Origin of the sequence: Sphingopyxis fribergensis (assembly GCF_000803645.1) — a bacterium.
GTDB lineage: Bacteria > Pseudomonadota > Alphaproteobacteria > Sphingomonadales > Sphingomonadaceae > Sphingopyxis > Sphingopyxis fribergensis.
Genome location: NZ_CP009122.1, coordinates 3,706,879 through 3,733,376, shown reverse-complemented (window position 1 = coordinate 3,733,376; position 26,498 = coordinate 3,706,879). Strand labels below are relative to the sequence as shown.

General features: G+C 65.0%; 28 protein-coding genes. 19 read left to right on the top strand and 9 right to left on the bottom strand.

What is annotated here, in order from left to right:
• Positions 1-127 precede the first annotated feature (127 nt).
• Entirely contained in the window at positions 128-1,384 is a 1,257-nt protein-coding gene (locus SKP52_RS17420; protein ID WP_228383688.1) for a cell wall hydrolase, read from the bottom strand.
• 37 nt (positions 1,385-1,421) lie between these two features.
• Between SKP52_RS17420 and SKP52_RS17415 the strand changes: the two genes are divergently transcribed.
• Positions 1,422-1,925 (top strand): hypothetical protein, encoded by a 504-nt coding sequence (locus SKP52_RS17415; protein WP_039576870.1) that lies wholly within the window; start codon positions 1,422-1,424, stop codon positions 1,923-1,925.
• A 10-nt stretch (positions 1,926-1,935) separates the two neighbouring features.
• On the opposite strand, the gene SKP52_RS17410 is transcribed toward SKP52_RS17415, so the two are convergent.
• The 3 genes from SKP52_RS17410 to dmeF form a co-directional block, all read right to left on the bottom strand.
• Positions 1,936-2,133 carry a hypothetical protein gene (locus SKP52_RS17410; RefSeq protein ID WP_148309179.1) on the bottom strand — a complete coding sequence of 66 codons (198 nt, stop codon included), beginning with the start codon at positions 2,131-2,133 and terminating at the stop codon, positions 1,936-1,938.
• A 100-nt stretch (positions 2,134-2,233) separates the two neighbouring features.
• Positions 2,234-2,440: a cold-shock protein gene (locus SKP52_RS17405; RefSeq protein ID WP_039576866.1), complete on the bottom strand. Its 207-nt coding sequence runs from the start codon at positions 2,438-2,440 to the stop codon at positions 2,234-2,236.
• A 259-nt stretch (positions 2,441-2,699) separates the two neighbouring features.
• On the bottom strand, positions 2,700-3,623 hold the full coding sequence (dmeF, locus tag SKP52_RS17400) for a CDF family Co(II)/Ni(II) efflux transporter DmeF (protein WP_039576864.1): 924 nt from the start codon (positions 3,621-3,623) through the stop codon (positions 2,700-2,702).
• Between the two features lie 345 nt (positions 3,624-3,968).
• On the opposite strand from dmeF, the gene chrA reads away from it, so the two are divergent.
• The 7 genes from chrA (at position 3,969) to rbfA (ending at position 11,815) form a co-directional block, all read left to right on the top strand.
• Complete coding sequence (chrA, locus tag SKP52_RS17395) at positions 3,969-5,150, top strand: chromate efflux transporter (protein ID WP_039576862.1); 1,182 nt, start codon at positions 3,969-3,971, stop codon at positions 5,148-5,150.
• A 144-nt stretch (positions 5,151-5,294) separates the two neighbouring features.
• Positions 5,295-5,840, top strand: coding sequence for a ribosome maturation protein RimP (rimP, locus tag SKP52_RS17390; protein WP_039576860.1), 546 nt, complete (start codon positions 5,295-5,297; stop codon positions 5,838-5,840).
• Positions 5,840-7,489, top strand: a complete 1,650-nt coding sequence (nusA, locus tag SKP52_RS17385) for a transcription termination factor NusA (protein ID WP_039576858.1) — start codon at positions 5,840-5,842, stop codon at positions 7,487-7,489. Before rimP ends, nusA begins: the two co-directional genes overlap by 1 nt.
• Positions 7,470-8,240, top strand: a complete 771-nt coding sequence (locus SKP52_RS17380) for a DUF448 domain-containing protein (RefSeq protein ID WP_081997422.1) — start codon at positions 7,470-7,472, stop codon at positions 8,238-8,240. Before nusA ends, SKP52_RS17380 begins: the two co-directional genes overlap by 20 nt.
• Before the next feature lie 17 nt (positions 8,241-8,257).
• Positions 8,258-10,819, top strand: coding sequence for a translation initiation factor IF-2 (gene infB / locus SKP52_RS17375; RefSeq protein WP_039576856.1), 2,562 nt, complete (start codon positions 8,258-8,260; stop codon positions 10,817-10,819).
• 36 nt (positions 10,820-10,855) lie between these two features.
• Positions 10,856-11,407: a DUF1697 domain-containing protein gene (locus tag SKP52_RS17370; RefSeq protein WP_039576854.1), complete on the top strand. Its 552-nt coding sequence runs from the start codon at positions 10,856-10,858 to the stop codon at positions 11,405-11,407.
• Positions 11,408-11,410: 3 nt separating this feature from the next.
• Complete coding sequence (gene rbfA, locus SKP52_RS17365) at positions 11,411-11,815, top strand: 30S ribosome-binding factor RbfA (RefSeq protein ID WP_039576852.1); 405 nt, start codon at positions 11,411-11,413, stop codon at positions 11,813-11,815.
• 110 nt (positions 11,816-11,925) lie between these two features.
• Here the strand turns inward: rbfA and SKP52_RS17360 are convergent, their stop codons facing one another.
• Positions 11,926-13,344, bottom strand: a complete 1,419-nt coding sequence (locus SKP52_RS17360) for a WS/DGAT/MGAT family O-acyltransferase (protein WP_039576851.1) — start codon at positions 13,342-13,344, stop codon at positions 11,926-11,928.
• Between the two features lie 237 nt (positions 13,345-13,581).
• Here SKP52_RS17360 and SKP52_RS17355 point away from each other — a divergent pair, with 237 nt between their 5' ends.
• The 6 genes from SKP52_RS17355 to pnp all read left to right on the top strand — a co-directional run bounded on the left by SKP52_RS17355 (position 13,582) and on the right by pnp (position 19,090).
• Positions 13,582-14,196: a thymidine kinase gene (locus tag SKP52_RS17355; RefSeq protein WP_039576848.1), complete on the top strand. Its 615-nt coding sequence runs from the start codon at positions 13,582-13,584 to the stop codon at positions 14,194-14,196.
• Entirely contained in the window at positions 14,189-14,725 is a 537-nt protein-coding gene (locus SKP52_RS17350; RefSeq protein WP_039576846.1) for a GNAT family N-acetyltransferase, read from the top strand. The genes SKP52_RS17355 and SKP52_RS17350 overlap by 8 nt, the downstream gene beginning before the upstream one ends.
• Before the next feature lie 166 nt (positions 14,726-14,891).
• Positions 14,892-15,299, top strand: coding sequence for a DUF6491 family protein (locus tag SKP52_RS17345; protein ID WP_228383687.1), 408 nt, complete (start codon positions 14,892-14,894; stop codon positions 15,297-15,299).
• Between the two features lie 31 nt (positions 15,300-15,330).
• On the top strand, positions 15,331-16,284 hold the full coding sequence (gene truB / locus SKP52_RS17340) for a tRNA pseudouridine(55) synthase TruB (RefSeq protein WP_039576842.1): 954 nt from the start codon (positions 15,331-15,333) through the stop codon (positions 16,282-16,284).
• A gap of 25 nt (positions 16,285-16,309) precedes the next feature.
• Positions 16,310-16,579, top strand: a complete 270-nt coding sequence (gene rpsO, locus SKP52_RS17335) for a 30S ribosomal protein S15 (RefSeq protein ID WP_039576838.1) — start codon at positions 16,310-16,312, stop codon at positions 16,577-16,579.
• 192 nt (positions 16,580-16,771) lie between these two features.
• Positions 16,772-19,090, top strand: a complete 2,319-nt coding sequence (gene pnp, locus SKP52_RS17330; RefSeq protein WP_039576837.1) for a polyribonucleotide nucleotidyltransferase — start codon at positions 16,772-16,774, stop codon at positions 19,088-19,090.
• A 99-nt stretch (positions 19,091-19,189) separates the two neighbouring features.
• On the opposite strand, the gene SKP52_RS17325 is transcribed toward pnp, so the two are convergent.
• From SKP52_RS17325 to SKP52_RS17310, 4 genes are all read right to left on the bottom strand, one after another.
• Positions 19,190-19,498 carry a TFIIB-type zinc ribbon-containing protein gene (locus SKP52_RS17325; protein WP_039576835.1) on the bottom strand — a complete coding sequence of 103 codons (309 nt, stop codon included), beginning with the start codon at positions 19,496-19,498 and terminating at the stop codon, positions 19,190-19,192.
• Positions 19,499-19,830: 332 nt separating this feature from the next.
• On the bottom strand, positions 19,831-20,364 hold the full coding sequence (locus SKP52_RS17320; protein WP_039576833.1) for an SRPBCC family protein: 534 nt from the start codon (positions 20,362-20,364) through the stop codon (positions 19,831-19,833).
• Positions 20,361-20,744: an ArsR/SmtB family transcription factor gene (locus SKP52_RS17315; protein WP_039576830.1), complete on the bottom strand. Its 384-nt coding sequence runs from the start codon at positions 20,742-20,744 to the stop codon at positions 20,361-20,363. Before SKP52_RS17315 ends, SKP52_RS17320 begins: the two co-directional genes overlap by 4 nt.
• A gap of 67 nt (positions 20,745-20,811) precedes the next feature.
• Positions 20,812-21,492, bottom strand: coding sequence for a hypothetical protein (locus SKP52_RS17310; protein WP_039576827.1), 681 nt, complete (start codon positions 21,490-21,492; stop codon positions 20,812-20,814).
• A 132-nt stretch (positions 21,493-21,624) separates the two neighbouring features.
• Between SKP52_RS17310 and SKP52_RS17305 the strand changes: the two genes are divergently transcribed.
• From SKP52_RS17305 to SKP52_RS17285, 5 genes are all read left to right on the top strand, one after another.
• Positions 21,625-22,317: a peptidylprolyl isomerase gene (locus SKP52_RS17305; RefSeq protein WP_148309177.1), complete on the top strand. Its 693-nt coding sequence runs from the start codon at positions 21,625-21,627 to the stop codon at positions 22,315-22,317.
• A gap of 61 nt (positions 22,318-22,378) precedes the next feature.
• Positions 22,379-23,173 carry an outer membrane protein assembly factor BamD gene (locus SKP52_RS17300; protein WP_039576822.1) on the top strand — a complete coding sequence of 265 codons (795 nt, stop codon included), beginning with the start codon at positions 22,379-22,381 and terminating at the stop codon, positions 23,171-23,173.
• Positions 23,174-23,470: 297 nt separating this feature from the next.
• Positions 23,471-25,138, top strand: a complete 1,668-nt coding sequence (gene recN / locus SKP52_RS17295; protein ID WP_039576819.1) for a DNA repair protein RecN — start codon at positions 23,471-23,473, stop codon at positions 25,136-25,138.
• On the top strand, positions 25,135-25,794 hold the full coding sequence (locus tag SKP52_RS17290) for a hypothetical protein (protein ID WP_039576816.1): 660 nt from the start codon (positions 25,135-25,137) through the stop codon (positions 25,792-25,794). Before recN ends, SKP52_RS17290 begins: the two co-directional genes overlap by 4 nt.
• A gap of 3 nt (positions 25,795-25,797) precedes the next feature.
• Complete coding sequence (locus SKP52_RS17285) at positions 25,798-26,481, top strand: GNAT family N-acetyltransferase (protein ID WP_039576812.1); 684 nt, start codon at positions 25,798-25,800, stop codon at positions 26,479-26,481.
• Positions 26,482-26,498: the final 17 nt, after the last annotated feature.

Here is a 26,498-nt window from a genome sequence, read left to right as displayed (position 1 = left end):
ATGACCTCTCCCCATTCTCTTTTCGTCATCCGGGACTTGATCCGGGAGGACCGCAACGCCGGGCTCTCGGTCCATGGACCCCGGATCAAATCCGGGGTGACAAAGGGGAGAGTTTAGGCCGTTTGCGTCACTGTTTCCACTCTCCGCTGCCCTTGAATTCCTCGCGGACCTGCCCCGACTGGTTGAGGCGCGGATCGGCATAGGTCTGCGCAGCGGGAGCCGCCGCGGGCGGCGGTGCGACGGGCGCCGCGGGGGCCATCGTGCCGGGCAGCGGCGCGGCGGGGGTGTCGGGAAGCGGCGCGGCTGCGCCCGTGAGCATCGGCGCGGGGCCGGCGCCGGGCGGCAGGCCCTGACCTTTCAGGATCGTCAGTTGCTGCGCGAGCGGCAGATAGGGGCCGGGCACCGGTTCGCGGCCGAGATAAGGCGCGCGGAACGCGTCGGGCATGCCCCAGCGCCCGCGCCAGCGGTGAAAGATATGCGCGCCGACGATGTTGGTCATCACCAGGCTCTTGCCCCAGCGCGGCCAGATCGCTTGCGTGTGATAATGCGTCGCGAGCCCGACCTTGGGGAAAACAGTGCCGCCGAGCGCGGCCGACGCGACGCGACTCGCGCGGAGCCAGTTCCGCCGTTCGGGCGCGCGCGCCATCGCACCGTCGCAGCTGAAGGTGAACTGGCACACGCCCGCGCGCTGCGACCCCTGAAAGACGACGCCGCATACCGTGTTGGGAAAGCTCGGGTGGCGCACGCGGTTGATCACCGTCTGCGCGACGCCGCGCATCCCGTCGTCGGTTTCGGACGCGGCTTCATAATAGACGGCGGCGGTCAGGCAATAATGCGCGCGCTCGCGGTCGAGCGCGGTGACCCCCCGAAAGACATAGGATTTGGCCGGCGGCCCCACAAAGGCCTCCTCGCGCAGCAGCGCGGGATCGGCGGGGGGCAATGCCGCTGCGTCACCATAACCGACGCTGTTCGGGTCGGGCAGCGTCGGATCGATTTTCAGTGCATCCGCATAATCCTCGGCATTCATGATCGCCCAGCGTTCGGGGTCATAAGCGCGAAAGTTCAGCGGCACCGAGACGCTATACGGTCCGAAAACCACCGGCGCACGTAGCTGCCCGCTCGACAGCAGGAAGGCGAGGCAGGCGACCGACATTACCCCGACGATCGCCGCCCAAAAGGCACGCCCCGGCCCCGCCGGCTTTTCCGGCAGCGGGTCGCGCCACGTCGAGCGGGCGGTCAGGGTCAGTTCGGGCTTCATGCGCGTGTCAAAATCCATCGTCCCGCTCGCGCGCGATTCGCGCAAACGGGGCCAGCCCGCCTTATAGGCTGAAACGCCAACAAAATGTTTCACGTCGGTGCGGCGCATCCGCAACGCATCGGCCATTAGCCAAGCGTTGAGGTTGTCGCGCTAAATCGGGGCGATGACCGGCACCATCCCACCCTATCGGCGCAGCGCGCGCACCGATTACCGGATGTGGCTGTTGCTTGTGTTCGGCCTGGTCTTTTTCTGTGCCGCGTCGGCGATCGATCCCGCCGACAATTGCAGTGAGGCCGGACGCGAATGCGCGCCATGGCTGGTGCCGCTGGCGCAGGGTCTCGGTGCGCTGGTCGCGCTTGGCGCCGGGCTCAACATGCTCGCCAATCCGAACCGCGGCAGCTTCATCGACCCCGCGACGGGCGACCTGGTCTGGTGGCAGGGCCGCGTCGGCGCGAGCGGCGGCGACGAAGGCCGCATCCACCCGTCGCGCATCGGCAAGCTTCGCATCGTTCCGCAGGAGGACAGCGACGACGAAGTGCATCTCTATGATCTGGAAGGGAATCGCCTCTTCTGGTTCGACCAGGAGGTCATCCCGTGGCCCTATGAGCGCTGGGCGGAGCGGCTCGCGGCGCGCTGGCCGCATATCGAGGTCGACCGGGTCGGTTAGGCGCCGTCGATCAGGCGCCGATGGTTGGCGCCGCTTCGGGGCGCGCCGCCACGGCGAAATATTTGCTCATGCCGCGGCGGACGCGATAGGCGTCGATGCGGTCGGCATAATGGCCGGGCAGGTCGAAATCGGCATGGCGCGCACTGGCGCCGCGCATCCGGCCGACGGCCATCAGGGCCATCTGGTGCCGAAAGAAAAGCTCGTTCATATCCATAGGATGCTCCTTGGGGGACTGCACGAGCTGGAGCGCCGAGACGATCGGCGGATGGTCCGGCCCGGCACCCCGAAGGACGCCGGACCGGATATCATCATGCAGGCTGAAGATTGACAGCCGAGGTCTTGCCGCGCTGGTCGGTTTCCAGCTCGTACGAAACGCGCTGTTCCTTGTTCAGCGTCGACATGCCGGCGCGCTCGACGGCGCTAATGTGGACGAAGCTGTCGCCCGAACCATCTTCATTGGCGATGAAACCATAGCCTTTGTCGCTGTTAAAGAATTTTACGGTGCCGATCGGCATGGGGTGTTTCCTTTCACGAAAACAGATAATCAACCGGCAAAAGCACCGGAGGAGCTGGTAGCGCGTGAATGGAAGTATCCGCCGGTAGGCATCAAATTTCCGTCGCAGGCGACGTTAGCTCCGCCAGATTGAAACTATTTTGCCAAAAAGTCAAGGTTTCTGGCAATTTCCGTAATTCTCCGCGGTTTACGGAGGAAATAAACGGACGAAATTTACGCGGCGCAATCGATATCGCGAATCCCGCGTTGCCAAACCAAATTCAACGGATTTCGACCGTCAGATGTTCGATTTCATGGACCGGTTTGACGCGTGCGCAGATCGCCTCGCGCGTTGCGCCGACGACGCTGACGATCGCCGAATGCGCTCCGGGCCCGACGCGCCAGACGTGCAGGTCGATGATCTTTGCATCGCCGGGCGCTTCGACAAGGTTGCGGATTTCACTTTCGAGCGCGGCGTCGGTCGCGTCGAGCAGCACCGCGCCGGTGTCGCGCATCAACGACCAAGCCCAGACCGCGATGACGATCGATCCGACGACGCCCATGGCGGGATCGAGCCACACCCAGCCGAGATACCGCCCGCCGAGCAGAGCGGCGATCGCGAGCACCGAAGTCAGCGCATCGGCGACGACATGGAGATAGGCCGATCGGAGATTGTTGTCCTTCTCGTGCGCATGGTCGTGCCCGTGGTTGTGATCGTGCGCGTCGTCATGATGATCATGGCTATGCCCGTGCCCGAGCAGCAGCGCGCTGGCGATGTTCACGCCAAGGCCGATGACGGCGATGATCGTCGCCTCGGCAAAGGCGACGGGGCTGGGGTCGAACAGGCGCGTCAGCGATTCATACGCGATGCCGAGCGCGAACAGCCCGAGTATGAGCGCCGAGGCAAAGCCGGCCAGATCGCCGACCTTGCCGGTCCCGAAGCTATAGCGGCGCCCGTGCCCGTGGCGCTTCGCATAGGCATAAGCGATCGCGGCGATGCCGAGCGCGCCCGCGTGCGTCGCCATATGAAAGCCGTCGGCGAGCAGCGCCATCGAGTTGAACGCGATCCCCGCGATAATCTCGCCGACCATCATCACCGCCGTCAGCGCAACGACCCATAGAGTACGCCGCGCATTCTGGTCGTGCCGTTTTCCGAGGAAAACATGGTCGTGGGCCAACGCTTCGGTTTCGGTATCGAACGACATGCTTGCTGCCTATCCCATGGGAAAGGAATGGCAAGGTCGGTTTTGGGGTGGGAAACGGCCATTCCCAATTTCGTCATTCCCGCGAAAGCGGGGACCCAGCGTGCTGACGTCGCAACTGGGTTCCCGCTTTCGCGGGAATGACGAAGCAAGAAGTAGAACGGCAACTTCTGGTCGAAAGCCGCCCCCGATTTCATCTCGACCTTCCCGCGCGCAAAGCTAATCTCTCTTCCCTCGGACGCCCGCCATGCTATTTGCCGTGGCACGGGCAATGCGGACGCCCGTTCAGACGGCTTGCTGTCCAAGTTCCGCTCCATAGGCCGCATTTGCGGCAGGAGCGCGATTGCCATGACCACCGTTGAACCCTCGCCGCCGCAACTTTCCCTCCTCCAGCTGTTCCTGCGCTTCCTGCGCTTCGGCTTCCTCGCGTTTGGCGGGCCCGTCGCGCAGATCGCGATGGTCAAGCAGGCGCTCGTCGAGGAGGAGCGCTGGATTTCGCCAGCGCGCTTCAACCGCCTGCTCGCGGTGATGCAGATCCTGCCGGGGCCCGAGGCGCACGAGCTGTGCGTCCATCTTGGAATGGTTGCGCGCGGGCGAATCGGGGGGCTGCTCGCGGGGCTGGGGTTCATGTTGCCGGGTTTCGTGCTGATGCTCGGCGCGGCGTGGCTCTACAAGGACTGGATCGTCGGCAATCCGGCGATGGCGCCCGTCTTCCTGGGCGTACAGATTGCGGTGCTCGCGATCATCCTGCGCGCGGTGCAGCGGATCGGGACGCATATCCTCGAGGACAGGCTGTTGTGGTTGCTTGCGGCGGCATCGCTCGGCGCGACGCTGGCGGGGGTGCCCTTCTGGATTCCGTTGATCGCCGCGGGGCTGATCTACAGCTTTGCCGCGCGGCCGGCTGTCGCGGCGGCGGTGTTTGTCGCGGCGGTGGTTCTGGCTTTCCTTGTGTCGGGCGTCGCGCCGGCGGCGAAGGCCCACGCCGCCGCGAGCGAAGCGGGTATCCTCGCGCTCTTCATTGCCGGATTGAAAGGCGGGCTGCTCACTTTCGGCGGTGCCTATACTGCCATTCCTTATGTGCGCACCGATACGGTCGGGCGCGGCTGGCTGTCCGACGCGAGCTTCCTCGACGGCGTAGCGCTGGCGGGGATGCTGCCCGCGCCGCTCGTCATCTTCGCGACTTTCGCGGGCTATGTCGCGGGCGGGCTTCCCGGTGCGGTCGCGATCACGGTGGGGATGTTCCTTCCCGCCTTCGCTTTCTCGATGATCTTCTTCGAGCGGCTGGAGGCGATTGTCGAGAACCCCGCGCTGCACCGCGCGCTCGCCGGCGTGGCGGCGGCGGTGGTCGGTGTCATCGCGGCGACGCTGCTGCAGCTGGGCTGTGTCACCGCGCTGCGCGTGTCGAGCCCGATCGCGGGAATCGCCATCTTTGCCGGAGCGGTTGCCGCGGTCATGCTGCTCAAGGGGAAATGGGTCGCGCCCGCGCTGGTGATCGGCGCCGGCGTCGCGGGATGGCTGCTCAATCCCTGAGCCGCCTTTCCCCCTTGCCGACTCACCCGTCCGCGCCTATATGCGGCCTACTTCTTGACATGGTTAGCCAGTTGGGACGTCGGGGCCGCGGGCCGCGGCGGCTATACCCACATGCTTTCCGGTCATCCGAATTGGGAATTTTCATTGGCCGATCTCGACGTCCTGAATGCGATCATCGCGCCCGAAGCCGAAGCGATGGGCCTGGCGCTCGTGCGCGTCGCCTTTTTCGGCGGTGAGAGCGATCCGACGTTGCAGGTGATGGCCGAACGCCCCGACACGCGTCAGCTGACGATCGACGATTGCGCCGACCTGTCGCGCCGTATTTCGGTCCAGCTCGATGCGCTCGAGGAAGCGGGCAAGGACCCGATCGACCAGGCCTATCGTCTGGAAGTCTCGTCGCCGGGCATCGACCGGCCGCTGACGCGCCCCGCCGACTTCGCCGACTGGGCGGGGCATGAGGCGAAGATTGCGCTGAAGGAAAAGCGCGATGGTCGCCAGCGCTTCAACGGCGAACTGGTCGGTATCGACGGCGATGTCGTCACGATTTTGGATAAGGAAGGGGTGGAACATAAGCTGCCGTTCGACGCGATCGACACGGCCAAGCTCGTTCTCACCGACAAATTGATTGCCGCAACCGTCCCGCTCTCGATCGAGGGCGCCGACGAAATGGAAGAAGAAGGACAGGACTGATGGCCACTGCCATTTCCGCCAACAAGGCCGAACTCCTCGCGATTGCCAACAGCGTCGCCAGCGAGAAGATGATCGACAAGGGCATCGTCATCGAGGCCATCGAGGAGGCGATCCAGCGCGCCGCGCGCGCCCGCTACGGCGCCGAAAACGACATTCGCGCGAAGCTGGACGCCCAGACCGGCGACCTGCGCCTGTGGCGCGTCGTCGAGGTCGTCGAGCAGGTCGAGGATTATTTCAAGCAGGTCGACCTGGCTGCCGGCCAGAAGCTTCAGAAGGACGCCAAGATCGGCGACTTCATCGTCGATCCGCTGCCCGCGGTCGACCTCGGCCGCATTGATGCGCAGTCGGCAAAGCAGGTGATCTTCCAGAAGGTCCGCGAAGCCGATCGCGAGCGCCAGTATCAGGAATTCAAGGATCGCGCGGGTGAGATCATCACCGGCGTCGTGAAGTCGGTCGAATTCGGCCACATCGTCGTGAACCTAGGCCGCGCCGAGGGCGTCATCCGCCGCGACCAGCAGATCCCGCGCGAATTGATGCGCGTCGGCGACCGCGTCCGCGCGCTGATCCTGTCGGTGCGCAGCGAAACGCGCGGCCCGCAGATTTTCCTGTCGCGCGCGCACCCCGACTTCATGAAGAAACTGTTCGCGCAGGAAGTCCCCGAAATCTACGACGGCATCATCGAGATCAAGGCCGCTGCGCGCGATCCCGGTTCGCGCGCCAAGATCGGCGTCATCAGCTATGACGGTTCGATCGATCCCGTCGGCGCCTGCGTCGGCATGAAGGGCAGCCGCGTCCAGGCGGTCGTCCAGGAAATGCAGGGCGAAAAGATCGACATCATCCCCTGGTCCGAAGATACCGCGACCTTCGTCGTCAACGCGCTCCAGCCGGCAACGGTCCAGCGCGTCGTCATCGACGAGGATGACAGCCGCATCGAAGTCGTCGTTCCCGACGACCAGCTCAGCCTCGCCATCGGCCGCCGCGGCCAGAATGTCCGCCTCGCGAGCCAGCTGACCGGCAGCCAGATCGACATCATGACCGAGGCCGACGCGAGCGAAAAGCGCCAGCGTGAATTCGTCGAACGCTCGACGATGTTCCAGGAAGAACTCGACGTCGACGAAACGCTCGCGCAGCTGCTCGTCGCCGAAGGCTTCACCGAACTCGAAGAAGTCGCCTATGTCGGCATCGAGGAACTCGCCGGGATCGAAGGGTTTGACGAAGAACTGGCGCAGGAACTGCAAAGCCGCGCGCTCGAAGGCTTGGAACGCCGCGAAGAAGCCTCGCGCGCCGAGCGCCGCGAGCTGGGGGTCGAGGACGCGCTGGCCGATATCCCGCACCTGACCGAAGCGATGCTGGTGGTGCTGGGCAAGGCGGGGATCAAGACGCTCGATGACCTGGCCGACCTGGCGACCGACGAACTGATCGCCAAGAAGCGCACCGACAACCGCCGCGGCCCGCCGCGCAGCGAACGCGCCGAGGACAAGGGCGGCGTGCTGGGCGAATATGGCCTGAGCGAAGAACAGGGTAACGAGATCATCATGGCGGCGCGCGCCCACTGGTTCGACGACGAACCGTCGGACGCTGCGCCTGAAGCTGAGCCCGCGGTTGAGCCGCAAAACGGGGAGGCCGCCGATGCGGACCCCGCACAATGATCAGCTGAGCGAACCAGACCGCGCTGGTCGGCGCGGCCGGCATGTGCCTGAACGGCGCTGCGTCATCACCGGCGAGGTTTCGCCGGCCGAACGGCTCGTGCGCCTCGCGCTCGGGCCCGACGGCAATATTGCGCCCGACGTCCATGGCAAGGCGCCGGGGCGCGGCGCGTGGATCGGCGTCGACCGCGCGGCGCTTGAAGCTGCACAGGCCAAGGGCAAGCTGAAAGGCGGGCTGGCGCGCGCGCTTCAGGACGGCAATTTCACCATTCCCGATGATCTAGGCGCGCGTATCGAGGCACAGCTTCAGCGCGCGACGCTCGACCGGCTGGGGCTGGAATCGCGATCGGGCACGCTGCTTAGCGGCAATGAAAAGATCGAAACCGCGGCGCGCAAGGGCCAGGTCCGCCTGCTCCTCCACGCCAGCGACGCGGGCGAGGACGGCCGCAAGAAACTGGCGCAAGCATGGCGCGTTGGCGAGGACGACGAAGGCTCGGGCCGCGAGGGCCTGGTCTTGCCGGTGGACCGCGGCACCCTATCTATGGCATTGGGGCGCGAGAATGCGGTGCATCTGGCGTTGACCGACGCCCGCGCTGCGGACCGGGTACTGGCGCATTTGAGCCGCTGGCAGTTTTTCACAGGATGGAGTAGGGACGCGGCCAACCGCGATTCCGACCCGCATACCGCGCCGGCTTTTGGCGAGGAAAAAAATGGGGCGCTGCCGACCGGCACCGCCGCTTCGGACGCGTTTTGAAGGAATGATGGTTTTCGATGAGTGACGAACAGGACAAACCGACCCTTACCCGCAAGCCCCTGGGGCTGAAGCGGACGGTCGAGGCCGGACAGGTGCAGCAGCAATTCAGCCACGGGCGCCGCAATACGGTGGTGGTCGAGGTGAAGCGTCGCCGCGTGCTTGGCCGTCCGGGCGAAGCCGCCCCGGTCGAGGTCGAAGAGGTTGAGGCCGCTCCGGCGCCTACGCCTGTTGCCGCTCCGGCCCCCGCGCCCGCGCCGAAGCCGGCTGCGCCCCGCGTCAGCGAGAATGAAAGCCTGATGTCGCGTCAGGAACGCCAGGCGCAGCTGCTGCGCGAGGCCGAAGAGGCGCGCATGAACGCACTCGAGGACAATCGCCGCCGCGACGAAGCCGCGCGCGCCCGTGCCATCGAGGAAGAAAAGGCGCGCGCCGAAGCCAAGGTCGAACAGGCAACGACGAAGGCCGCCGAGCCCGCTCCTGCCGCACCCGCTGCCGAAGCGCCCGCTGCTGCTCCCGCCGCCGAAGCGCCTGCCGCTGCGCCGCAGAGCGAAGCTGCGCCGACGCCTGCGCCGCGCGCGACGACCAGCGCTGCTCCCGCTCCGCGCCGGTTTACGCCGGTCGCGGCTCCCCCGCGTCCCGAGCCCAAGCGTCCCGAGCCGAAGGCAACCCGTGGCGGCGACAGCCGCCGCCAGTCGGGCAAGCTCACCGTCACGCGTGCGCTGAACGAAGACGAAGGCGCGCGCGCGCGCAGCCTCGCGGCGCTGAAGCGCGCCCGCGAAAAGGAAAAGCGTTCGCACACCGCCTCGTCGGGCCCGCGCGAGAAGCAGGTCCGCGAAGTCGTGGTCCCCGAAAGCATCACGGTCGCCGAACTCGCCAACCGTATGGCCGAAAAGACCAGCGATCTGGTCAAGGCACTGTTCAAGATGGGCAGCCCGTCCGCCAGCACCGACCTGCTCGATCAGGACACCGCCGAACTGCTCGTCACCGAATTCGGCCACGAGATCATCCGCGTCAGCGAAGGCGATGTCGACATCCGTCACGATGAAGATATCGACGACGCCGAGCATCTGAAGCCGCGCGCGCCGGTCGTCACGATCATGGGGCACGTCGATCACGGCAAGACGTCGCTGCTCGACGCGCTGCGCGGGGCCAATGTGGTCGCGGGCGAAGCCGGCGGCATTACGCAGCATATCGGCGCCTATCAGGTGAAGACCCCCGACGGCAGCCAAGTCACCTTCCTCGATACCCCGGGCCACGAAGCCTTTACCGAGATGCGTCAGCGCGGTGCAAACGTCACCGACATCGTCATCCTGGTGGTGGCGGCCGACGACGGGCTGAAGCCGCAGTCGATCGAAGCGATCGCGCATGCGAAGGCGGCCGGCGTTCCGATCATTGTCGCGATCAACAAGGTCGACAAGGAAGGCGCCAATCCGCAGCGCGTCCGCGAACGCCTGCTCGAGCATGAGCTGGTGGTCGAGGAAATGGGCGGCGACGTACAGAATGTCGAAGTGTCGGCGCTCAAGAAGACCGGTCTCGACAAATTGCTCGACGCGATTGCGGTGCAGGCCGAGATCATGGAGCTGAAAGCCAACCCCGACCGCGCCGCCGAAGGCACGGTGATCGAGGCCAAGCTCGACAAGGGCCGTGGCCCCGTCGCGACGATCCTCGTCCGCCGCGGTACGCTCAAGGTCGGCGACATCTTCGTCTGCGGCGCCGAAAGCGGCCGCGTCCGCGCGCTGATCGACGATCAGGGCAAGCAGATCAAATCGGCCGGCCCGTCTATGCCCGTCGAAGTGCTCGGTCTGGGCGGCGTTCCGATGGCGGGCGACACGCTTACGGTCGTCGAGAATGAAGCGCGTGCCCGCGAAGTCGCGACCTATCGTCAGGAACAGGCGACGCGCAAGCGCACCGTCCAGGCGCCGGTCAGCCTCGAGGGCATGTTCGAGGCGCTCGCCGACAAGGCGAACGTCATCCAGTTCCCGGTGATCATCAAGGGCGATGTGCAGGGGTCGGTCGAGGCGATCGTCAATGCGCTGAACAAGCTGTCGACCGACGAGATTCGCGTTCGCGTGCTCCAGTCGGGCGCCGGCGCGATCACCGAGAGCGACGTGACGCTGGCGGCGGCGACAAAGGCGCCGATCATCGGCTTCAACGTCCGCCCGAACGCCAAGGCGCGCGACATCGCGAAGCGCGAAAATGTCCGCTTCATGTACCATGACGTGATCTATCACCTGACCGACGAAATCCGGAAGGAAATGGCAGGCGAACTGGGACCGGAGCGGATCGAAACCGTCGTTGGCCGCGCCGAGGTCAAGGATGTGTTCCCGGCCGGCAAGCGCGACAAGGCGGCGGGTCTGCTCGTGCTCGAAGGCGTCATCCGCAAGGGGCTTCATGCTCGTCTCACGCGCGCCGACGTCATCGTCTCGGCAACGACGATATCGTCGCTCCGCCGCTTCAAGGACGATGTCGCCGAAGTGCGCGCCGGGTTGGAATGCGGTGTCGTCTTGTCGGATACCAACGACATCAAGGCGGGCGACAATCTTGAAGTCTTCGAAGTCGAAATGCGCGAACGGACGCTGTAAAAAGCGTCCGCTCCGCGCGGATCAGGAGGTGTCGGCATGGCTCGCTATGTGGCATTGTTCGGCAGCATCAACGTCGGTGGGAACCGGCTGAAAATGGCCGACCTGCGCGCGGCGTTCGAGGCTGAAGGGTTCAGCGACGTCGAAACCGTAGTGGCCAGCGGCAATGTCATTTTCTCGCACCCCGCGCGGCCGACGCGCGGGCTCGAGGAGAAGCTGACCTTGATGGTCGACGACCGCTTCGACATGCATTGCGCCGCCCTGGTGCGGAGCCGCGACGAGCTCGCCGCGGCGATCGCCGACAATCCGTTTGCGGGCACGAACGAGGACAAGTTCGTCCACACGATGTTCCTCGACGGGCAGCCGACCGCGGCGCAGTTCGAGGCGCTGGCCAGCGACAAATGGATCAAGCCGAACGAGCGTCTCGCGCTTGGCGACCGGGCGCTTTTTATCGATTATGGCGACGGTGTCGGCGACAGCAAATTGACCGCGCGGATGATCGAACGGCGGCTGGAACATAAGGGCACGGCGCGCAATATGCGCTCGATCGCCCGGATTATCGACAAGCTCGACGAGTTGGAGAAAGCGTAAGCCATGAAAACGGCAGAAACCAAGGGCCCCACCGTCCGGGCGCTGCGTGTCGGCGAACAGGTGCGCCATATCCTGTCGCAAATCTTGGCGCGCGGCGACGTGCACGACGATTTGCTGACCAAACATCCGGTAAGCGTCACCGAAGTCCGTATGTCATCCGACCTTCGCCATGCGACCGTCTTCGTAAAGTCGCTGCTCGGCAAGGAAGAGGAAGCGGTGCTGAAGGCGTTGCGCACCAACACTGCCTGGCTGCAAAAGAGCGTCGCCGAGAAAATGACGATGAAATACGCCGCGAAGCTGAAATTCCTGAGCGACGAAAGCTTCGACGAGGCAAGCCATATCGACAAATTGCTGCGCGATCCGAAGGTGGCGCGCGATTTGGAGGGCGGTGAGAGCGACGAGGGCTGACTTCTATTTCCCGTTCGTGTCGAGCGAAGTCGAGACACCCCTCGGCGTAGCGCAAGCCCGAGGGGCATCTCGACTTCGCTCGATGCGAACGGAGTTATGGGTTCGGTTGGTTACTTCCCCTTGATCCCCGCCGCTTCCTCCAGGTCGACCAGCGCATCCTCCAGATAGTCGATCAGCCGCTGCACATGCGGCACGCTGCGGCGGCACGCGGTGATGCCGAAATCGATATTCTTGTTGTTGCTGACCTGCGTGATGTTCATGGCCATGCCGTCGACGGGGATGCTGGCGGGATACATGCCGTCGAGGCGGGCACCATTCCAGTAGAGCTGTTCGCGCGGGCCGGGGACGTTCGAGATGGTGACGCTATACGCCGGGAATTTGTCCGCCGTGCGCGTCAGCGCGGTCAGCATCTGCGGCATCTGGGTGATCGCGGTATAGATCTGGATCTGCTGCGCGGTCATCTCGCGAAGCTGCGCTTTCGCGGCGTTCATCGACGCCTGGATCGTCCGCATCCGCTCTGCCGGATCGTCGATATGCGTCGCTAGATTGGCGGTCACCGCCGCGACCGAATTGCCCGAATCGATGTCGTCCTTCGCGCGGATCGACACCGGCGCCATGGCTTTGAGCGGTTTGTCGGGCAGCTCGTTCAGCGACTGCAGATATTTGCGCATCGCCCCCGAACACATGGCGAGCACGGCATCGTTGATCGTGCCGTCATACGCCTTGCCCATCGCGCGCACGCGTTCGAGAGACCAGCTTTGCGCGACGAAGCGCCGCGCGCCGGTGATGTTGCGGTTAAAGCTGGTGCGCGGCAAGCCGCCCCAGGGCGTCGCGAGGTCGCCACCGCCGAGCCCGAACATCGCGGCGGCATATTGGTTGAGCGCCTTGGTGACGCCGACGCTGTTGCCCCATTGCTCCTTCAGGAAACCGCCGATCGCTTTCAAATCGGTGAGGCTCGGCGTCGGCGGCTTTTTCGGCGCCGGGAATTTGCGCTTATAGGCCTCATAGGCTTCGACCGACATGGGTGAATAGCTGCGCCTCTCCTTCGGATCGGGGCTGAGCATGGCATTGGTGAAGTGCATTGAGCTGGCGCCGTCCATCAGCGCGTGGTGGATTTTGAAATAGGTCGCAATCTGGCGATCGGGGAGCCCCGAGATCAGCGTGATTTCCCACATCGGTCGCGTCCGGTCGAGCAACGTCCCGTGGAGACGCGAAACCAATTCGAACATCTCGCGATAGCGCCCCGGCTTTGGCAACGCGGCGCTGCGCACATGGTAATGCATGTCGATGTCTTTATCGGGGACCAGCCGGATCGGGCCATATTGCCCAAGCGGGGTGAGCTTGAGAACTTCGCTGAACGGTCGGCGCAGGCCTTCGGACTGGCGCAGCATTGCCAGCTGCTCGTTGAGCCACTCAGTCTCGTCGACCTTGTCGGGCAGCGTGTAGAGATTGACGCCCCCGACATGCATCGGCGTCTCGCGTGTCTCCGCGACCAGAAACATCGCGTCGGTCACCGGCATCAGCCGCATGGCAGCTCTCCCCACTGTTATGCTGCAGTCTTTGGTGCGCAGCATGGCAGGGGGGGCGGGCGAGTCAAGCGGACGGAAACATCCTCCCGGTCGCGAAGCGATGGAAGGGGGGCCGCGAAGAGGCGGAGGGGTCGCGGCGTTCATGGCCCCTCCGTCAGCGCTTCGCGCTGCCACCTCCCCATGCCTGCGGCACAGGGAGGATTGGCGAAGGCGCCGATGCACGTTATCGCGAGACCTATGGCCAAGCTCTATTTCTATTACGCCAGCATGAATGCGGGCAAATCGACGACGCTGCTCCAGGCGGATTTCAACTATCGCGAGCGCGGCATGGAAACGATGTTGTGGACCGCCGCGCTCGACGATCGTTATGGCGCGGGGCAAGTGACGAGCCGCATCGGGCTGATGGCCGAGGCGCATAAATTCGATCCCGACAGCGACCTGTGGGCCGCGGTCAACGCCGAGAATGCCGAACGGCCGCTCGCGTGCGTGCTCGTCGACGAGGCGCAGTTCCTGACGCGCGCGCAGGTGCTGGACCTCGCACGTCTTGCCGACGAAACCGGCATTCCCGTGCTCTGCTACGGCCTGCGCACCGATTTTTCGGCCGAGCTTTTCCCCGGATCGGCGGCGCTGCTCGGCATTGCCGACGCGCTGGTCGAATTGAAGGCGGTGTGCGAATGCGGGCGCAAGGCGACGATGAATTTGCGTGTCGACGAAACCGGCCGTGCGGTGGTCGAGGGCGCGCAGACCGAGATCGGCGGCAACGACCGCTATGTCGCGATGTGCCGCCGGCACTTCATGGCCAAGCGGCGCGAAGCGGCCGAGGCGCCAAGGGAGGTCGGCACGGATGCTTGATCGCCTCTATGTCGACCTCGCCGACGGCGACCTTCGGCTCGTCAAGCTGACCGACGCGCATCGCGAGGCACTGCGCACCGTCTGCGCCGCCGACGCCGATATCTGGCCGATCTATTCGTCGAGCTTCGGCCCCGAACATTTCGACAAGAGCTTCGACGCGCTGATCGGCGGCGCCGGGCGCATGCCCTATGCGATCATGGACGGCGACACGCTCGTCGGCATGACCGCCTGGCTGCGCCCCGACTGGTCGGCGCAAACTGTCGAGATCGGCAACAGCTTCATCCACCCCGCTGCGCGCGGCACCGGTTTCAACGGCCGGGTCAAAAAGCTGATGCTCGATCACGCCTTCGCGGTCGGGATCCGCCGGATCGAATTCCGCATCGACGAACGCAACAGGCGCAGCCAAGCCGCGGTCGCGAAACTCGGCTGTCACAAGGATGGCGTTCTGAGGTCGGAGCGCGTCACCTGGACGGGCTACACCCGCGACACCGGCCTATGGTCGCTGCTCGCCGATGAATGGCAAGCATAATCCTCCCTGTCGCGAAGCGATGGGGAGGGGGACCGCCGCCGTAGGCTGTGGTGGAGGGGCGGCGTGCCCCTCCGTCAACGCTTCGCGCTGCCACCTCCCCATGGCTTCGCCACAGGGAGGATCAGGGTCAGCCCCGGTTCAGCCTATCTTCGCTAAACGAGTGGCCATGACGAATCTCGCACTCTCCCTGGCCGCCGTGCTGCTTCCCCTTTCTGCGGCTGCGGCGGCCAACGAGCCCGCGACCGAAACCCGCGCGCTCGGCGTCGAAGCGAGTATTGTCTTTCCCAGCGACAGTTCGATCCGCAACTGGCAGGCCGACCGCGACCGCGGCATCTGGATTCAGGGCCGCAGCAACGACTGGTATTATGGGACGTTCGCCGGCCTCTGCCGCGACCTCGATTTCGCGCAGGCGATCGGTTTCGAAACGCGCGGCGCCGGGCGGCTCGACAAGTTCGCGTCGATCATCGTCCGCGGCGAACGCTGCCAACTGACTTCTTTCGTGACCTCGGCCCCGCCGCCGTCGAAAGAAGAACGGAAAGCGGCGCGCGAAGCCAAAAAGGCCGCGCAAAATTGACAGCTGCGCTTCCGCGCCATAGCGGCGCGGAATGAACGGCTGGATCATCCTCGACAAACCCCTGGGGCTCGGCTCGACGCAAGCGGTTGGCGCGGTCAAACGCGTGTGCCGCGAGGCGGGGCTGGGCAAGGTCAAGGTCGGCCATGGCGGGACGCTCGATCCGCTGGCGACCGGGGTGCTGCCGATCGCACTCGGCGAGGCGACCAAGCTCTGCGGCCGGATGCTCGATGCGAGCAAGATTTACGACTTTACGATCAGGTTCGGAACCCAAACCGACGGGCTCGATGCCGAGGGCGAAGTGGTCGCGACGAGCGACATGCGTCCGACACTTGCCGAGGTCGAGGCGGTGCTGCCGCGCTTCACCGGCCCGATCGAACAGGTGCCGCCGGCTTTTTCGGCGATCAAGATCGACGGCCAGCGCGCCTATGATCGCGCGCGCAAGGGCGAGGCGGTCGAGATGAAGGCGCGGGCTGTAACAGTCTATTCCCTTCGTCATGCCGGACTTGATCCGGCATCCACTGCGGCGCCGGAAGAATGGACCCCGGATCAAGTCCGGGGTGACGAAGGAGGGGAGGGGCTTCAGGAAATCACCCTCACCGCCCACGTCTCCAAAGGCACCTATATCCGCAGCCTTGCGCGCGACATCGCGCATGCCGTCGGCACCGTCGGCCACGTCACGATGCTCCGCCGCACCAAGGCCGGACCGTTCGACCTGTCACAGGCGATTTCGCTGGACAAATTGAACGCATTCGGCCAAGGCGCCGCCCAATCAGAATTCATTCTGCCGCTCGAGGCAGGGCTGGTCGACATCCCGGCTCTGAACCTTTCCCCGGAAGCGGCAGGGGCGATCCGTCAGGGTCGCGTCTGGACCGGGGTAGCTACGGTTGACGGGCTCTATTGGGGAAGGGACAGCGAAATGCGTCCCGTCGCCCTGATCGAGGTTTTGGCGGGAACGCTGAAGGTCGTCCGGGGCTTCAATCTGTAAACAAGGATGTTCGAGGAAAAAGCCTATGTCGATTACCGCCGAGCGCAAAACCGAAGTCATCAACGACAATGCCCGAGCAAAGGGCGACACCGGTTCGCCGGAAGTGCAGGTCGCGATCCTGACCGACCGCATCAACACGCTGACCGCCCACTTCAAGGCGCATCACAAGGACAACCACAGCCGCCGCGGCCTCCTGATGATGGTCAACAAGCGTCGCAGCTTGCTCGACTATCTGAAGAAGAAGGACGAGAGCCGCTATTCGGCGCTGATCGCGAAGCTGGGTCTTCGCAAATAAGAATTTCTGGCGGCCCCGGATTTCCGGGGCCGCTGTCATATTGGTCCCGCGCAAAATGCCGGACCACAGGGCCGCTCCCGCATTCGGCGGGACCGCCATTGGGGCAGACAGACGCCCCGCACCGCCCCGGGTCGGATTACCCGGAATCAGAGGCCCCGCCCGGCATCGGGCCCGGCGGGCGAAGGAAACTCCATGTTTGACGTGAAAAAAGTATCGATCGAGTGGGGCGGTGAAACGCTGACCCTCGAAACGGGCAAGGTTGCCCGTCAGGCCGACGGCGCGGTTGTCGCGACGCTCGGCGAAACGATGGTCCTGGCCGCGGTCACCGCCGCCAAGACGGTCAAGGAAGGGCAGGATTTCTTCCCGCTCACCGTCCACTATCAGGAAAAATATTCGGGCGCAGGCCGCATCCCCGGCGGCTTCTTCAAGCGCGAGCGCGGCGCGACCGAAAAGGAAACTTTGGTTTCGCGTTTGACCGATCGTCCGATCCGTCCGCTGTTCCCCGAAGGTTTCTATAACGAAATCAACGTCATTGCCCAGGTTCTGAGCTATGACGGCCACAACGAGCCCGACATCCTCGCGATGGTCGCTGCGTCGGCCGCGCTCACCATCTCGGGCGTGCCCTTCATGGGTCCGATCGGCGCTGCGCGCGTCGGTTATGTCGATGGCGAATATATCCTGAACCCGACCGACGCGCAGGTTGCCGAAGGCGACCTCGACCTCGTCGTCGCCGCGACCTACGACGCGGTGATGATGGTCGAATCCGAAGCCAATGAGCTGTCGGAAGAGATCATGCTCGGCGCCGTCCTGTTCGCGCACGATGCGTGCAAGGACGTCGTCAAGGCGATCGTCAAGCTGGCCGAGCAGGCTGCCAAGGATCCCTGGGACATGGCCGAACAGGCCGACCTGACCGCCGCCAAGGACAAGCTGAAGAAGCTGATCGGCAAGGACATCGCCGCCGCGTACAAGCTGACCGACAAATCGGCCCGCTCGAACGCGCTGAACGAAGCCCGCGCCAAGGCCAAGGAAGCTTTCTCTGACGCCGCGCCGCAGGACCAGATGGCCGCCGGCAAGCTGATGAAGAAGCTCGAAGCCGAAATCGTGCGCGGCGCCATCCTCAAGGACGGCAAGCGCATCGACGGCCGCACGACGACGCAGATTCGTCCCATCCTTGCCGAAACGCACTTCCTGCCCCGCGCGCATGGCTCGGCGCTGTTCACGCGCGGCGAGACGCAGACGATCGCGACCTGTACCCTTGGCACCAAGGACAGCGAGCAGATGATCGACGGCCTCAACGGCCTCAGCTACTCGAACTTCATGCTGCACTATAACTTCCCGCCCTATTCGGTCGGCGAAGTCGGTCGTTTCGGGGCGCCCAGCCGCCGCGACATCGGCCACGGCAAGTTGGCATGGCGTGCGCTGCACGCGGTGCTGCCGACGAAGGACGAGTTCCCCTACACGATCCGCATCACCAGCGACATCACCGAGTCGAACGGCTCGTCGTCGATGGCGTCGGTTTGCGGCGGTTCGCTCGCGATGATGGACGCCGGCGTTCCGCTGAAGCGTCCGGTTTCGGGCATCGCGATGGGGCTGATCCTCGAAGGCAAGGATTTCGCGATCCTGTCGGACATCCTTGGTGACGAAGATCACCTCGGCGACATGGACTTCAAGGTGGCGGGCACGTCCGAAGGCATCACCACGATGCAGATGGACATCAAGATCGCGGGCATCACGCGCGAGATCTTCGAAGCCGCTTTGAATCAGGCCAAGGAAGGCCGCGCGCACATCCTCGGCGAAATGGCGAAGGCGCTGGGCGAAGCCCGCACCGAGCTGTCGGCGCACGCACCGCGTATCGAGACGATGCAGATCGACAAGGCGAAGATCCGCGACATCATCGGCACCGGCGGCAAGGTGATCCGCGAGATCGTCGCGACGACCGGCGCCAAGGTCGACATCGACGACGAAGGCCTGATCAAGATCTCGTCGAGCGATCCCGAGCAGATCGAAGCCGCGCGCAAGTGGATTTCGGGCATCGTCGAGGAAGCCGAAGTCGGCAAAATCTATGACGGCAAGGTCGTCAACCTCGTCGATTTCGGTGCGTTCGTGAATTTCATGGGCGGCAAGGACGGTCTCGTCCACGTCAGCGAAATCGCGAACGAGCGCGTCGAGAAGGTCGCCGACGTCCTGAGCGAAGGCCAGGAAGTCAAGGTCAAGGTCCTCGAGATCGATCCGCGCGGCAAGGTTCGCCTGTCGATGCGCGTCGTCAATCAGGAAACCGGCGAAGAGCTGGAAGACACGCGCCCGCCGCGTGAACCCCGCGAACCGCGCGGCGATCGTGGTCCGCGCCGTGATGGCGGCGACCGCGGTGACCGCGGCCCGCGTGGCGGCGGTGGCGGTCGTGACCGCGGCCCGCGTCGTGACGGCGGCGGCGGTGGCGATCGTGGCCCGCGCCGCGAACGCAGCGAAGGTCCGGAAGACCAGGGCCATGTGCCCGACTTCCTGAAGGACTAAGCCTTCCGATATCGGATAAGAAAAGGGGCCGCGAAAGCGGCCCCTTTTTATTGTGCGGAAGATCAGGCGGGACCGGCAAAACCGGCCCCGCCCGGACGGTTAGTCGAAAAGCTCTTCCAGAAAGGATTTGCGGCGCTTGGGATATCCCTTGTGGTATCCGCCATACCCTTGATCCCGGTACGCAGGCGGAGCGCTTTGCGGATAGGGCTGTTGCGGCGGTGGCGCAGAGGCCGGCGGCGGCGCCGTATCGGCCGCCACGCTCCGTTCGATAATCTTGTCGAGCTCGCCGCGATCGAGCCACACGCCGCGGCATTGCGGGCAATAGTCGATCTCGACGCCCTGCCGGTCGCTCATCGACAGCGGCACTTTGCAGACCGGGCAGGGCATGCCCACGGCAGGTCCGGTCATCGCGTGACCCTCCCGCCGGCCGGCCGGAACCGATGGTCGGGTCGCTGCCCGAGGGCCGCGGCGAAACTTGGATGTGACATCACATAGACTCCCAATTGTGATCCAACCGAGGTACCGATGTGGCTTGGGAAGCGCATAGGTCGAGCCAACATCGAGTATCCTCGATGCGGTCCGACATCACGATCTTTCGATCGTCAGAGGGGCCCGGCCCGCAATGCGAAGATAAGCCCTGCGCGTTCAAATTCAATGCCATGATTGCGCCGCGGCTCGCGCAATCTCCAAAAAAGAAGGGGCCGCTTTCGCAGCCCCTTCCTGATCCGATACCGGCAGGATCAACCGAACAGGCGCTCGGCATAATCGGTGCGTAGCCGTACCCAATTATCCCAGTGAGGCGCCGGCGTGCGGCCGCGGAGCCGCGCTTCGAGAACGTCGATATGCGCGTGCCAGCCCGCGCTGACATTGAGCCGCACCGACGGATCCTCGATCCGGCGATGCACAACGGTCAGCAGCACCTCGTCGCCCTTTTCCTGGAGCGTGAAGGTCACGCCGCCGGTGCTGCCCCAGCTGATCGACAGCAAGTTGGGCGCGTCGATCGCGATGACTTCGCAGACCATGCTGTGCTCGGCGCCAAAGCCTTCGGGACGCGTGCCCGGCGGGTCGGTCAGCTCGTCGTTGCGCCAGGTGAATTCGACCGCCGCGCCGACCTTTTCCTCCATCGCGCCCGCCGCCATCCACTGGCGGCGCAGCTCGCTGTCGGTCAGATAGGACCAGATACGCTCGACCGGGCCGGGGAGCAGACGCTCGATCGTCAGCGTCGCGGGTTCGGTGAGGACACCATAATTGCCCCCGGTAAGCATCGTCGTCATCGTTTTTCTCCTTCTTTCCCGGGGAGGGGTTTCTTGGGGGGAGGGGGGACAGCATCTTCCGCGCGCAGCAGCCGTTCGAGGGTGTCGAGCCGGTCGGTCCAGAAGCGGCGGTACATGCGGAGCCACTGGTCGGCGCTCATCAGCGGCGCCGGATCGAGGCTGCAGACATGGGTTCGCCCGCGCACGTCGCGGCGGACCATCCCGGCATTTTCCAGCACCTTGATATGCTTCGAGGCCGCCGCGAGCGACATCGTGAAGGGTTCGGCCAGCTCGCCGACCGTCCGTTCGCCGACGGCCAGTTCGCCGAGCATCGCCCGCCGCGTCGCATCGCCCAGCGCGTGGAAGATCGTATCGAGTGTGTGCGAATCATTTTCAACCATGTGGTTGAATATTGATCGGCCCGATTTAATTGTCAACCGATTGGTTGAATAAAGGGAAAACGCTTTGCTAGGGCGCCCCGGCGAACCGCTCCGCCGCATCTTCGTCATACAGCGACCAGTCGGCCGGACATTGCTTCACCGCCTTGGGCAGCCCCTGCATGCCTTCGGTGATCCAGCAATCGTTGAAGATGGAACAATAGCAGGAACGCACCGTCATCTTCCACCGCTCGCGATTGAACGCCTGCCAAACCGCTTCGGTGGCGGGCGTGCGGGGCAGACGCAGGAAACGGAGGCTTTCGCCGGGCCGCACGGCGGTGCCGGTCGAAGGCGAGGTGGCAAAGGAGAGGTTCGCCGGGTTGCCGTCGGTACAGCAGGCGTTCAGCAGGTCGATCGGGCTGGACATGGCTTTGCCCTTATAGCGTATTTCGATCGGACCGAGGATTGCTGGGCCGACGCCGTCATTCGTCAGCGACAGCGAAATATTCGCCTTTCCGTCGTCATCGGCATTGCTGGTGCCAAAGGTGACGAACGGCATCGCGCCGCCCGTTTGCATCTTCTGCGTCGCATCGGCTTGGACGAAGGCGAAATAGGCAAGCGCGAGCGAGGCGATCAGCGCGGGCAAGCCGATGACGAAATGCGCGATGGTGATGAGCGGAAGATAGCGCAAAAATCGGGACCCGACCGCCGCCGCGTCCAATGCGGACGCCGCCGGGTCGGGCGGGGCGTCGCGGTTCGGCGTCTCGATCATCGGCTTCCTCTTTGCTGTCTTGTCCCGCGCCACATCTAGCTGGAGTTTCGGGTATTTCCAATTGGCGCGATTGTTGACAATGGTTCCGAAAGCGCTCGCATCGGGCGGGTCATTGCGTTTATGATTGGCGCCATGCTGACCATCCTTGCCGCGCTCGCGCTCGCCGCCCAGCCCTCCGCTGCCCCGCCGCAGGCGACCCAATTGCCGCCGCCGGTGCCGCCGATCCCGGCGCCGGTCACGCCCGTGGTCGAGGCCGACGCGCGGCCCTATGTCGCGCTTGCCACCGACCTCGGGACGATCATCGTGCGGATCGAAAACAAGCGCGCGCCGGTCACAAGCACCAATTTTCTGCGCTATGTCGATGCCAAGCGGATGGACGGCTTCAAATTCTATCGCTCGACCAAAAGCTGGGGTCCGGCGAACCAATTGGTGCAGGCGGGCAACCGCGGCGATGCGCGCAAGAATTTCGCGCCGATCGCGCACGAACCGACGACGAAGACGGGCCTCACCAACTGCAAGGGCGCGCTGTCGATGGCGCGGCTCAACCCGGGCGATGCGACGAGCGACTTTTTCCTGCTGCTCTCCTACATCAAAGGCTTCGATGCCGATGCGCCGGGCGGCGACGGCGCGGGCTTTGCGGTGTTCGGCGAGATTGTCGCGGGCGCCGACGTCGCCGAGGCGATCTTCAACGCCCCGATCTCGCCGACCGCCGGCGAAGGCGTGATGGTCGGGCAGATGCTCGAACCGCAAGTGATGATCAAGACCGCGCGCCGCGTTCCGGCGCCCGTTGGGGCTCCGCAAGGGTGTGTCGTCAAAGCGCCGTAAAGCTGCGCCGGGACCCCATCATTTATTTTGCGTTCATCCGCGCTGTGGCTATACCGCGCGCATGACTCAATATGCCCCCTCGCGCGCGACCATGCGCCTGCTCGCCGCCGCACTCGCGATCACCCCCATGCTGGCAGCCTGTGCCGGGGGCGGCAATGTGAAGAAGGATACGCGTTACGTCGCGCGCGACGTCAACACGCTCTACCGCGCGGCGCAGGACCGGCTCGACCGCGGCCAGTACGGCCTCGCCGCCGCGCTGTTCGACGAGGTTGAGCGCCAGCACCCCTATTCGCCCTGGGCGCGCCGCGCGCAGCTGATGAGCTCGTTCAGCTATTATATGGACCGCGAATATACCCCGGCGATCGAGGCGGCGCAGCGTTTCCTCGCGATCCACCCGGGCAACAAGGACGCGCCCTACGCCTATTATCTGATCGGGCTCAGCTTTTATGAGCAGATCAGCGACGTCACCCGCGACCAGAAGATCACCCAGCAGGCCAGCGCCGCGCTCGGCGAAGTGATCCGCCGCTACCCGGACAGCCGCTATGCGTCCGACGCGCGCTTGAAGGTCGACCTCGTGCAGGACCATCTTGCCGGCAAGGAAATGGAAATCGGCCGTTTCTACCAGCGCAGCTCGAACTGGCTCGCCGCATCGATCCGCTTCCGCGAAGTCGTCGACAAATTCCAGACGACGAGCCACGCGCCCGAGGCGCTCTATCGCCTGACCGAATGCTATCTCGCGCTTGGCATCCCGTCCGAGGCGAAGAAGTCGGCCGCGGTGCTGGGCGCCAACTATCCGGGCAATAAATGGTATGAGCGCGCCTACAAGCTGATGCAGAAGAACGCGCCGAGCGCATAGATTCTGCCTTTGTTCTGCGGTAAGGGCGTTGGGGTCCGAATCCACTATTGATGCGGTCGAGGTTTGGGCGATTTGGCCCAGTGCTAGGAGGCGAAGTGCAGGAATATGACGATATTTCCAGCGCCGCCGACGCCGCAATGGGCCAAATCGCCCAAATCCCGAAGGGACGTCAAAATGGCTTCGGTCTCGAAGCGAGCTGACTTTGCGGGTAGCGCCGCTACCCGCGGCAGCCATCTCACTCCGATCCCTTTGCCATTTTGACGCCTCGACCGCATCAATAGTGGATTCGGACCCCTTATGCTGACGGCGCTTTCCATCGCCAACATCGTTCTGATCGAACGGCTCGACCTCGACTTCGAGGCCGGGCTGGGCGTGCTGACGGGCGAGACGGGGGCGGGCAAGTCGATCCTGCTCGACGCGCTGGGCCTCGCGCTCGGCGCGCGTGCCGACAATGGGCTGGTGCGTCAGGGGACCGACAAGGCCCAAGTGACCGCGAGTTTTGTCGCGCCGGCACCGGGGACGAAGCTCGCCGCGCTGCTCGCCGAGAATGACATTGCCCTCGAAAGTGGCGAACCGCTGCTGATCCGCCGCACGCTAAAGGCCGACGGCGGCAGCCGTGCCTTTCTCAACGACCAGCCTTGTTCGGCGGCGTTGCTGCGAGAGGTCGGCACCTATCTCGTCGAAATTCACGGGCAGCACGACGACCGCGGCCTGCTCGCGCCCGCGGGGCACCGCGCGTTGCTCGACGCCTATGCCCGCGCCGATACCCGCGGCGTGGGAGCGGCGCATGCCGCATGGCGCGCAGCCGAGGACAGGCTCGCCGCCGCGCGCGCCGCCATTTCCGAAGCGACACGCGATCGCGAATGGCTCGAGCATTGCGTCGCCGAATTGCAGACGCTCGCGCCCCAGCCCGGCGAGGATGCCGAACTCTCCGAAGCGCGCGCGACGATGCAAAAGGGCGAGAAGGTCGCGGGCGACCTCGGCGCGATCATGGAAGCGTTCGAGGGCAGCGATAGCGGCCCTGCACAATTGCGCGGCGCGGCGCGGCGGCTCGACCGGCTTGCGGGCGATCATCCGTTGCTTGCCGAGGCGCTTGCCGGGCTCGACCGCGCGATCATCGAGGCCGACGAGGCCGAGAGCAAGCTGCACGAAGCCGCGCGCGCGATGGAATATGATCCCGAACGGCTCGAGGCGACCGAGACGCGCCTGTTCGAACTGCGCGCGATGGCGCGCAAACATGGGTGTCAGCCCGACGAACTCGCCGAATTGACCGGGACGCTCGCCGCCAGGCTCGACGCGATCGAGGGCGGTAGCGCAGGGCTCGCCAAGCTCGAAACCGCGGTCGCCGAAACCGCCGCCGCTTACACCCACGCCGCGGCCGCGCTGTCCGACCAGCGCGCCAAGGCGGCGACCCGCCTCGACGCCGCGGTCGCGGGCGAACTGGTGCCGCTGAAACTCGACGCCGCGCGCTTCCAGACGCTCGTCGAGCGCCTCCCCGCCGACCGTTGGGGGCCGGAGGGCATGGACCGCGTCGAATATCTGATCTCGACCAACCCCGGCGCGCCCTTCGCCCCGCTCGCCAAGATTGCATCGGGCGGCGAACTGTCGCGCTTCATCCTCGCGCTGAAGGTCGCGCTCGCCGAAGAGGGCGGGGCCGACACGATCATCTTCGACGAAATTGATCGCGGCGTCGGCGGCGCGGTCGCCAGCGCGATCGGCGAGCGCCTCGCCAGGCTCGCGGGCGCGGGCAAGCAATTGCTTGCCGTCACCCACAGCCCGCAGGTCGCGGCCAAGGGCGCCGCGCATTTCATCATCGCCAAGTCGAGCGAAGGCACGGTTACGCGCACCAGCGTCCATGCGCTCGACGAAGCCGGTCGCCGCGAAGAAATCGCGCGCATGCTGTCGGGCGCCGAAGTCACCGCCGAGGCGCGCGCGCAGGCCGAACGGCTGCTGGAAACGACATGACCGAAAACGCGGAACTTTATCGCGAACGTGGCTATCTCGCGCTGCCCGGCTTTGTCCCGACCGACGTCACGCATGCGCTGCTTGGCATGATGAAGGGCGATTTGGTGCGTGGCGGGGTGTCGTTCGACCAGTTGAAGCGCAAGCATGCGCTGCTCGCGAACGAAGCGGTGGAGGTTTATGGCCGACATTATCTGCCGCTCTCGACCTTCCTCTGGGGCATGACGCCCGCAGTCAGCGCGCTTGTCGGGACCGAGCTCAAGCCCTCTTATTGCTATTTCCGCATGTACAGTGCCGGCGATGTCTGCCACGTCCATTCGGATCGCTACGCTTGCGAGCACAGCCTGTCGCTGCTGCTCGCGGCGAGCGACGAGCTTGCCTGGCCGCTGGAAGTCGGGTCGCAGCATATCGAAGTGCCGCGTGAGCGCGCCGATCCCGATTTCGCCGACGAAGCCTATGGATCGGTGCCGATGCTGCCCGGCGATGCGGTGCTTTATCAGGGTGTCCACCGGCTGCACGGGCGGATAACGCCGAACCCCAATCGCTGGTCGGCGCATCTCTTCCTCCATTGGGTCGATCCCGCTGGCCCCTATGCCGAGCATGCGATGGAAGGCGTGAAAATCCCTGCCACCGAAACGCTTGCGATGGAACGGGCCTGAGCCATGGCGACGCACCCGCTCGACCGGCCGGTCTGGAGCATGCTGACCGGACGGCAGGCACATCTTGCCGAGGGTAACGCCCAGGCGGTGCGGATCGATCGCGGCTATGGTGTCTTCGGCGCCGCCCCCGACGCCGGCGCAGCGGCACAGGCTGCGCTCGCGGCGCTCGTTCCCGATGACGGCGAGATATGGATCGTCGAGGGCGAGCCGTGGCCGCTACCCCCCGGCACGCGCGACGTGAAACGCGCGGTGTTGGCGCAGATGGTCGCCGATGGCGCGCCGCCATTGCCGCGCGATGGGGAGCCTGCAATCATCGCACTAGGCGACGATGACGCTCCCGAAATGTCGGCACTCGCCGAGCATGCGAAGCCTGGACCATGGGGCCCGAAGACGCATCGTTACGGCCCCTTCTTCGGTATTCGTGAAAACGGCCGGCTGCTCGCCATGGCAGGACAGCGCATCCTGGTTCCCGGCATGGCCGAGGTTAGCGGCGTTTCGACATGGGAGGACTGCCGCGGCCGCGGGCTTGCCCGCGCGCTGATCGGCCATGTCATGCGCGAAATGGTCGCGCGAGGGGAGACGCCCTTCCTCCACAGCTACGCCGACAACGCCGGCGCGATCGCGCTCTATGAATCGCTGGGCTTTCGTATCCGCCGCGAGGTGCATGTGTTGGCGATCGCGAAATGAACCGGCGAGCGCATCTT

Coding starts and splice junctions, on each gene's coding strand:
- SKP52_RS17420 (WP_228383688.1), bottom strand. CDS start 1,384: ATGGCCGATGCGTTGCGGATGCGCCGCACCGACGTGAAACATTTTGTT.
- SKP52_RS17415 (WP_039576870.1), top strand. CDS start 1,422: ATGACCGGCACCATCCCACCCTATCGGCGCAGCGCGCGCACCGATTAC.
- SKP52_RS17410 (WP_148309179.1), bottom strand. CDS start 2,133: ATGAACGAGCTTTTCTTTCGGCACCAGATGGCCCTGATGGCCGTCGGC.
- SKP52_RS17405 (WP_039576866.1), bottom strand. CDS start 2,440: ATGCCGATCGGCACCGTAAAATTCTTTAACAGCGACAAAGGCTATGGT.
- dmeF (WP_039576864.1), bottom strand. CDS start 3,623: ATGTCGTTCGATACCGAAACCGAAGCGTTGGCCCACGACCATGTTTTC.
- chrA (WP_039576862.1), top strand. CDS start 3,969: ATGACCACCGTTGAACCCTCGCCGCCGCAACTTTCCCTCCTCCAGCTG.
- nusA (WP_039576858.1), top strand. CDS start 5,840: ATGGCCACTGCCATTTCCGCCAACAAGGCCGAACTCCTCGCGATTGCC.
- SKP52_RS17380 (WP_081997422.1), top strand. CDS start 7,470: ATGCGGACCCCGCACAATGATCAGCTGAGCGAACCAGACCGCGCTGGT.
- infB (WP_039576856.1), top strand. CDS start 8,258: ATGAGTGACGAACAGGACAAACCGACCCTTACCCGCAAGCCCCTGGGG.
- SKP52_RS17370 (WP_039576854.1), top strand. CDS start 10,856: ATGGCTCGCTATGTGGCATTGTTCGGCAGCATCAACGTCGGTGGGAAC.
- rbfA (WP_039576852.1), top strand. CDS start 11,411: ATGAAAACGGCAGAAACCAAGGGCCCCACCGTCCGGGCGCTGCGTGTC.
- SKP52_RS17360 (WP_039576851.1), bottom strand. CDS start 13,344: ATGCGGCTGATGCCGGTGACCGACGCGATGTTTCTGGTCGCGGAGACA.
- SKP52_RS17355 (WP_039576848.1), top strand. CDS start 13,582: ATGGCCAAGCTCTATTTCTATTACGCCAGCATGAATGCGGGCAAATCG.
- SKP52_RS17350 (WP_039576846.1), top strand. CDS start 14,189: ATGCTTGATCGCCTCTATGTCGACCTCGCCGACGGCGACCTTCGGCTC.
- SKP52_RS17345 (WP_228383687.1), top strand. CDS start 14,892: ATGACGAATCTCGCACTCTCCCTGGCCGCCGTGCTGCTTCCCCTTTCT.
- truB (WP_039576842.1), top strand. CDS start 15,331: ATGAACGGCTGGATCATCCTCGACAAACCCCTGGGGCTCGGCTCGACG.
- rpsO (WP_039576838.1), top strand. CDS start 16,310: ATGTCGATTACCGCCGAGCGCAAAACCGAAGTCATCAACGACAATGCC.
- pnp (WP_039576837.1), top strand. CDS start 16,772: ATGTTTGACGTGAAAAAAGTATCGATCGAGTGGGGCGGTGAAACGCTG.
- SKP52_RS17325 (WP_039576835.1), bottom strand. CDS start 19,498: ATGACCGGACCTGCCGTGGGCATGCCCTGCCCGGTCTGCAAAGTGCCG.
- SKP52_RS17320 (WP_039576833.1), bottom strand. CDS start 20,364: ATGACGACGATGCTTACCGGGGGCAATTATGGTGTCCTCACCGAACCC.
- SKP52_RS17315 (WP_039576830.1), bottom strand. CDS start 20,744: ATGGTTGAAAATGATTCGCACACACTCGATACGATCTTCCACGCGCTG.
- SKP52_RS17310 (WP_039576827.1), bottom strand. CDS start 21,492: ATGATCGAGACGCCGAACCGCGACGCCCCGCCCGACCCGGCGGCGTCC.
- SKP52_RS17305 (WP_148309177.1), top strand. CDS start 21,625: ATGCTGACCATCCTTGCCGCGCTCGCGCTCGCCGCCCAGCCCTCCGCT.
- SKP52_RS17300 (WP_039576822.1), top strand. CDS start 22,379: ATGACTCAATATGCCCCCTCGCGCGCGACCATGCGCCTGCTCGCCGCC.
- recN (WP_039576819.1), top strand. CDS start 23,471: ATGCTGACGGCGCTTTCCATCGCCAACATCGTTCTGATCGAACGGCTC.
- SKP52_RS17290 (WP_039576816.1), top strand. CDS start 25,135: ATGACCGAAAACGCGGAACTTTATCGCGAACGTGGCTATCTCGCGCTG.
- SKP52_RS17285 (WP_039576812.1), top strand. CDS start 25,798: ATGGCGACGCACCCGCTCGACCGGCCGGTCTGGAGCATGCTGACCGGA.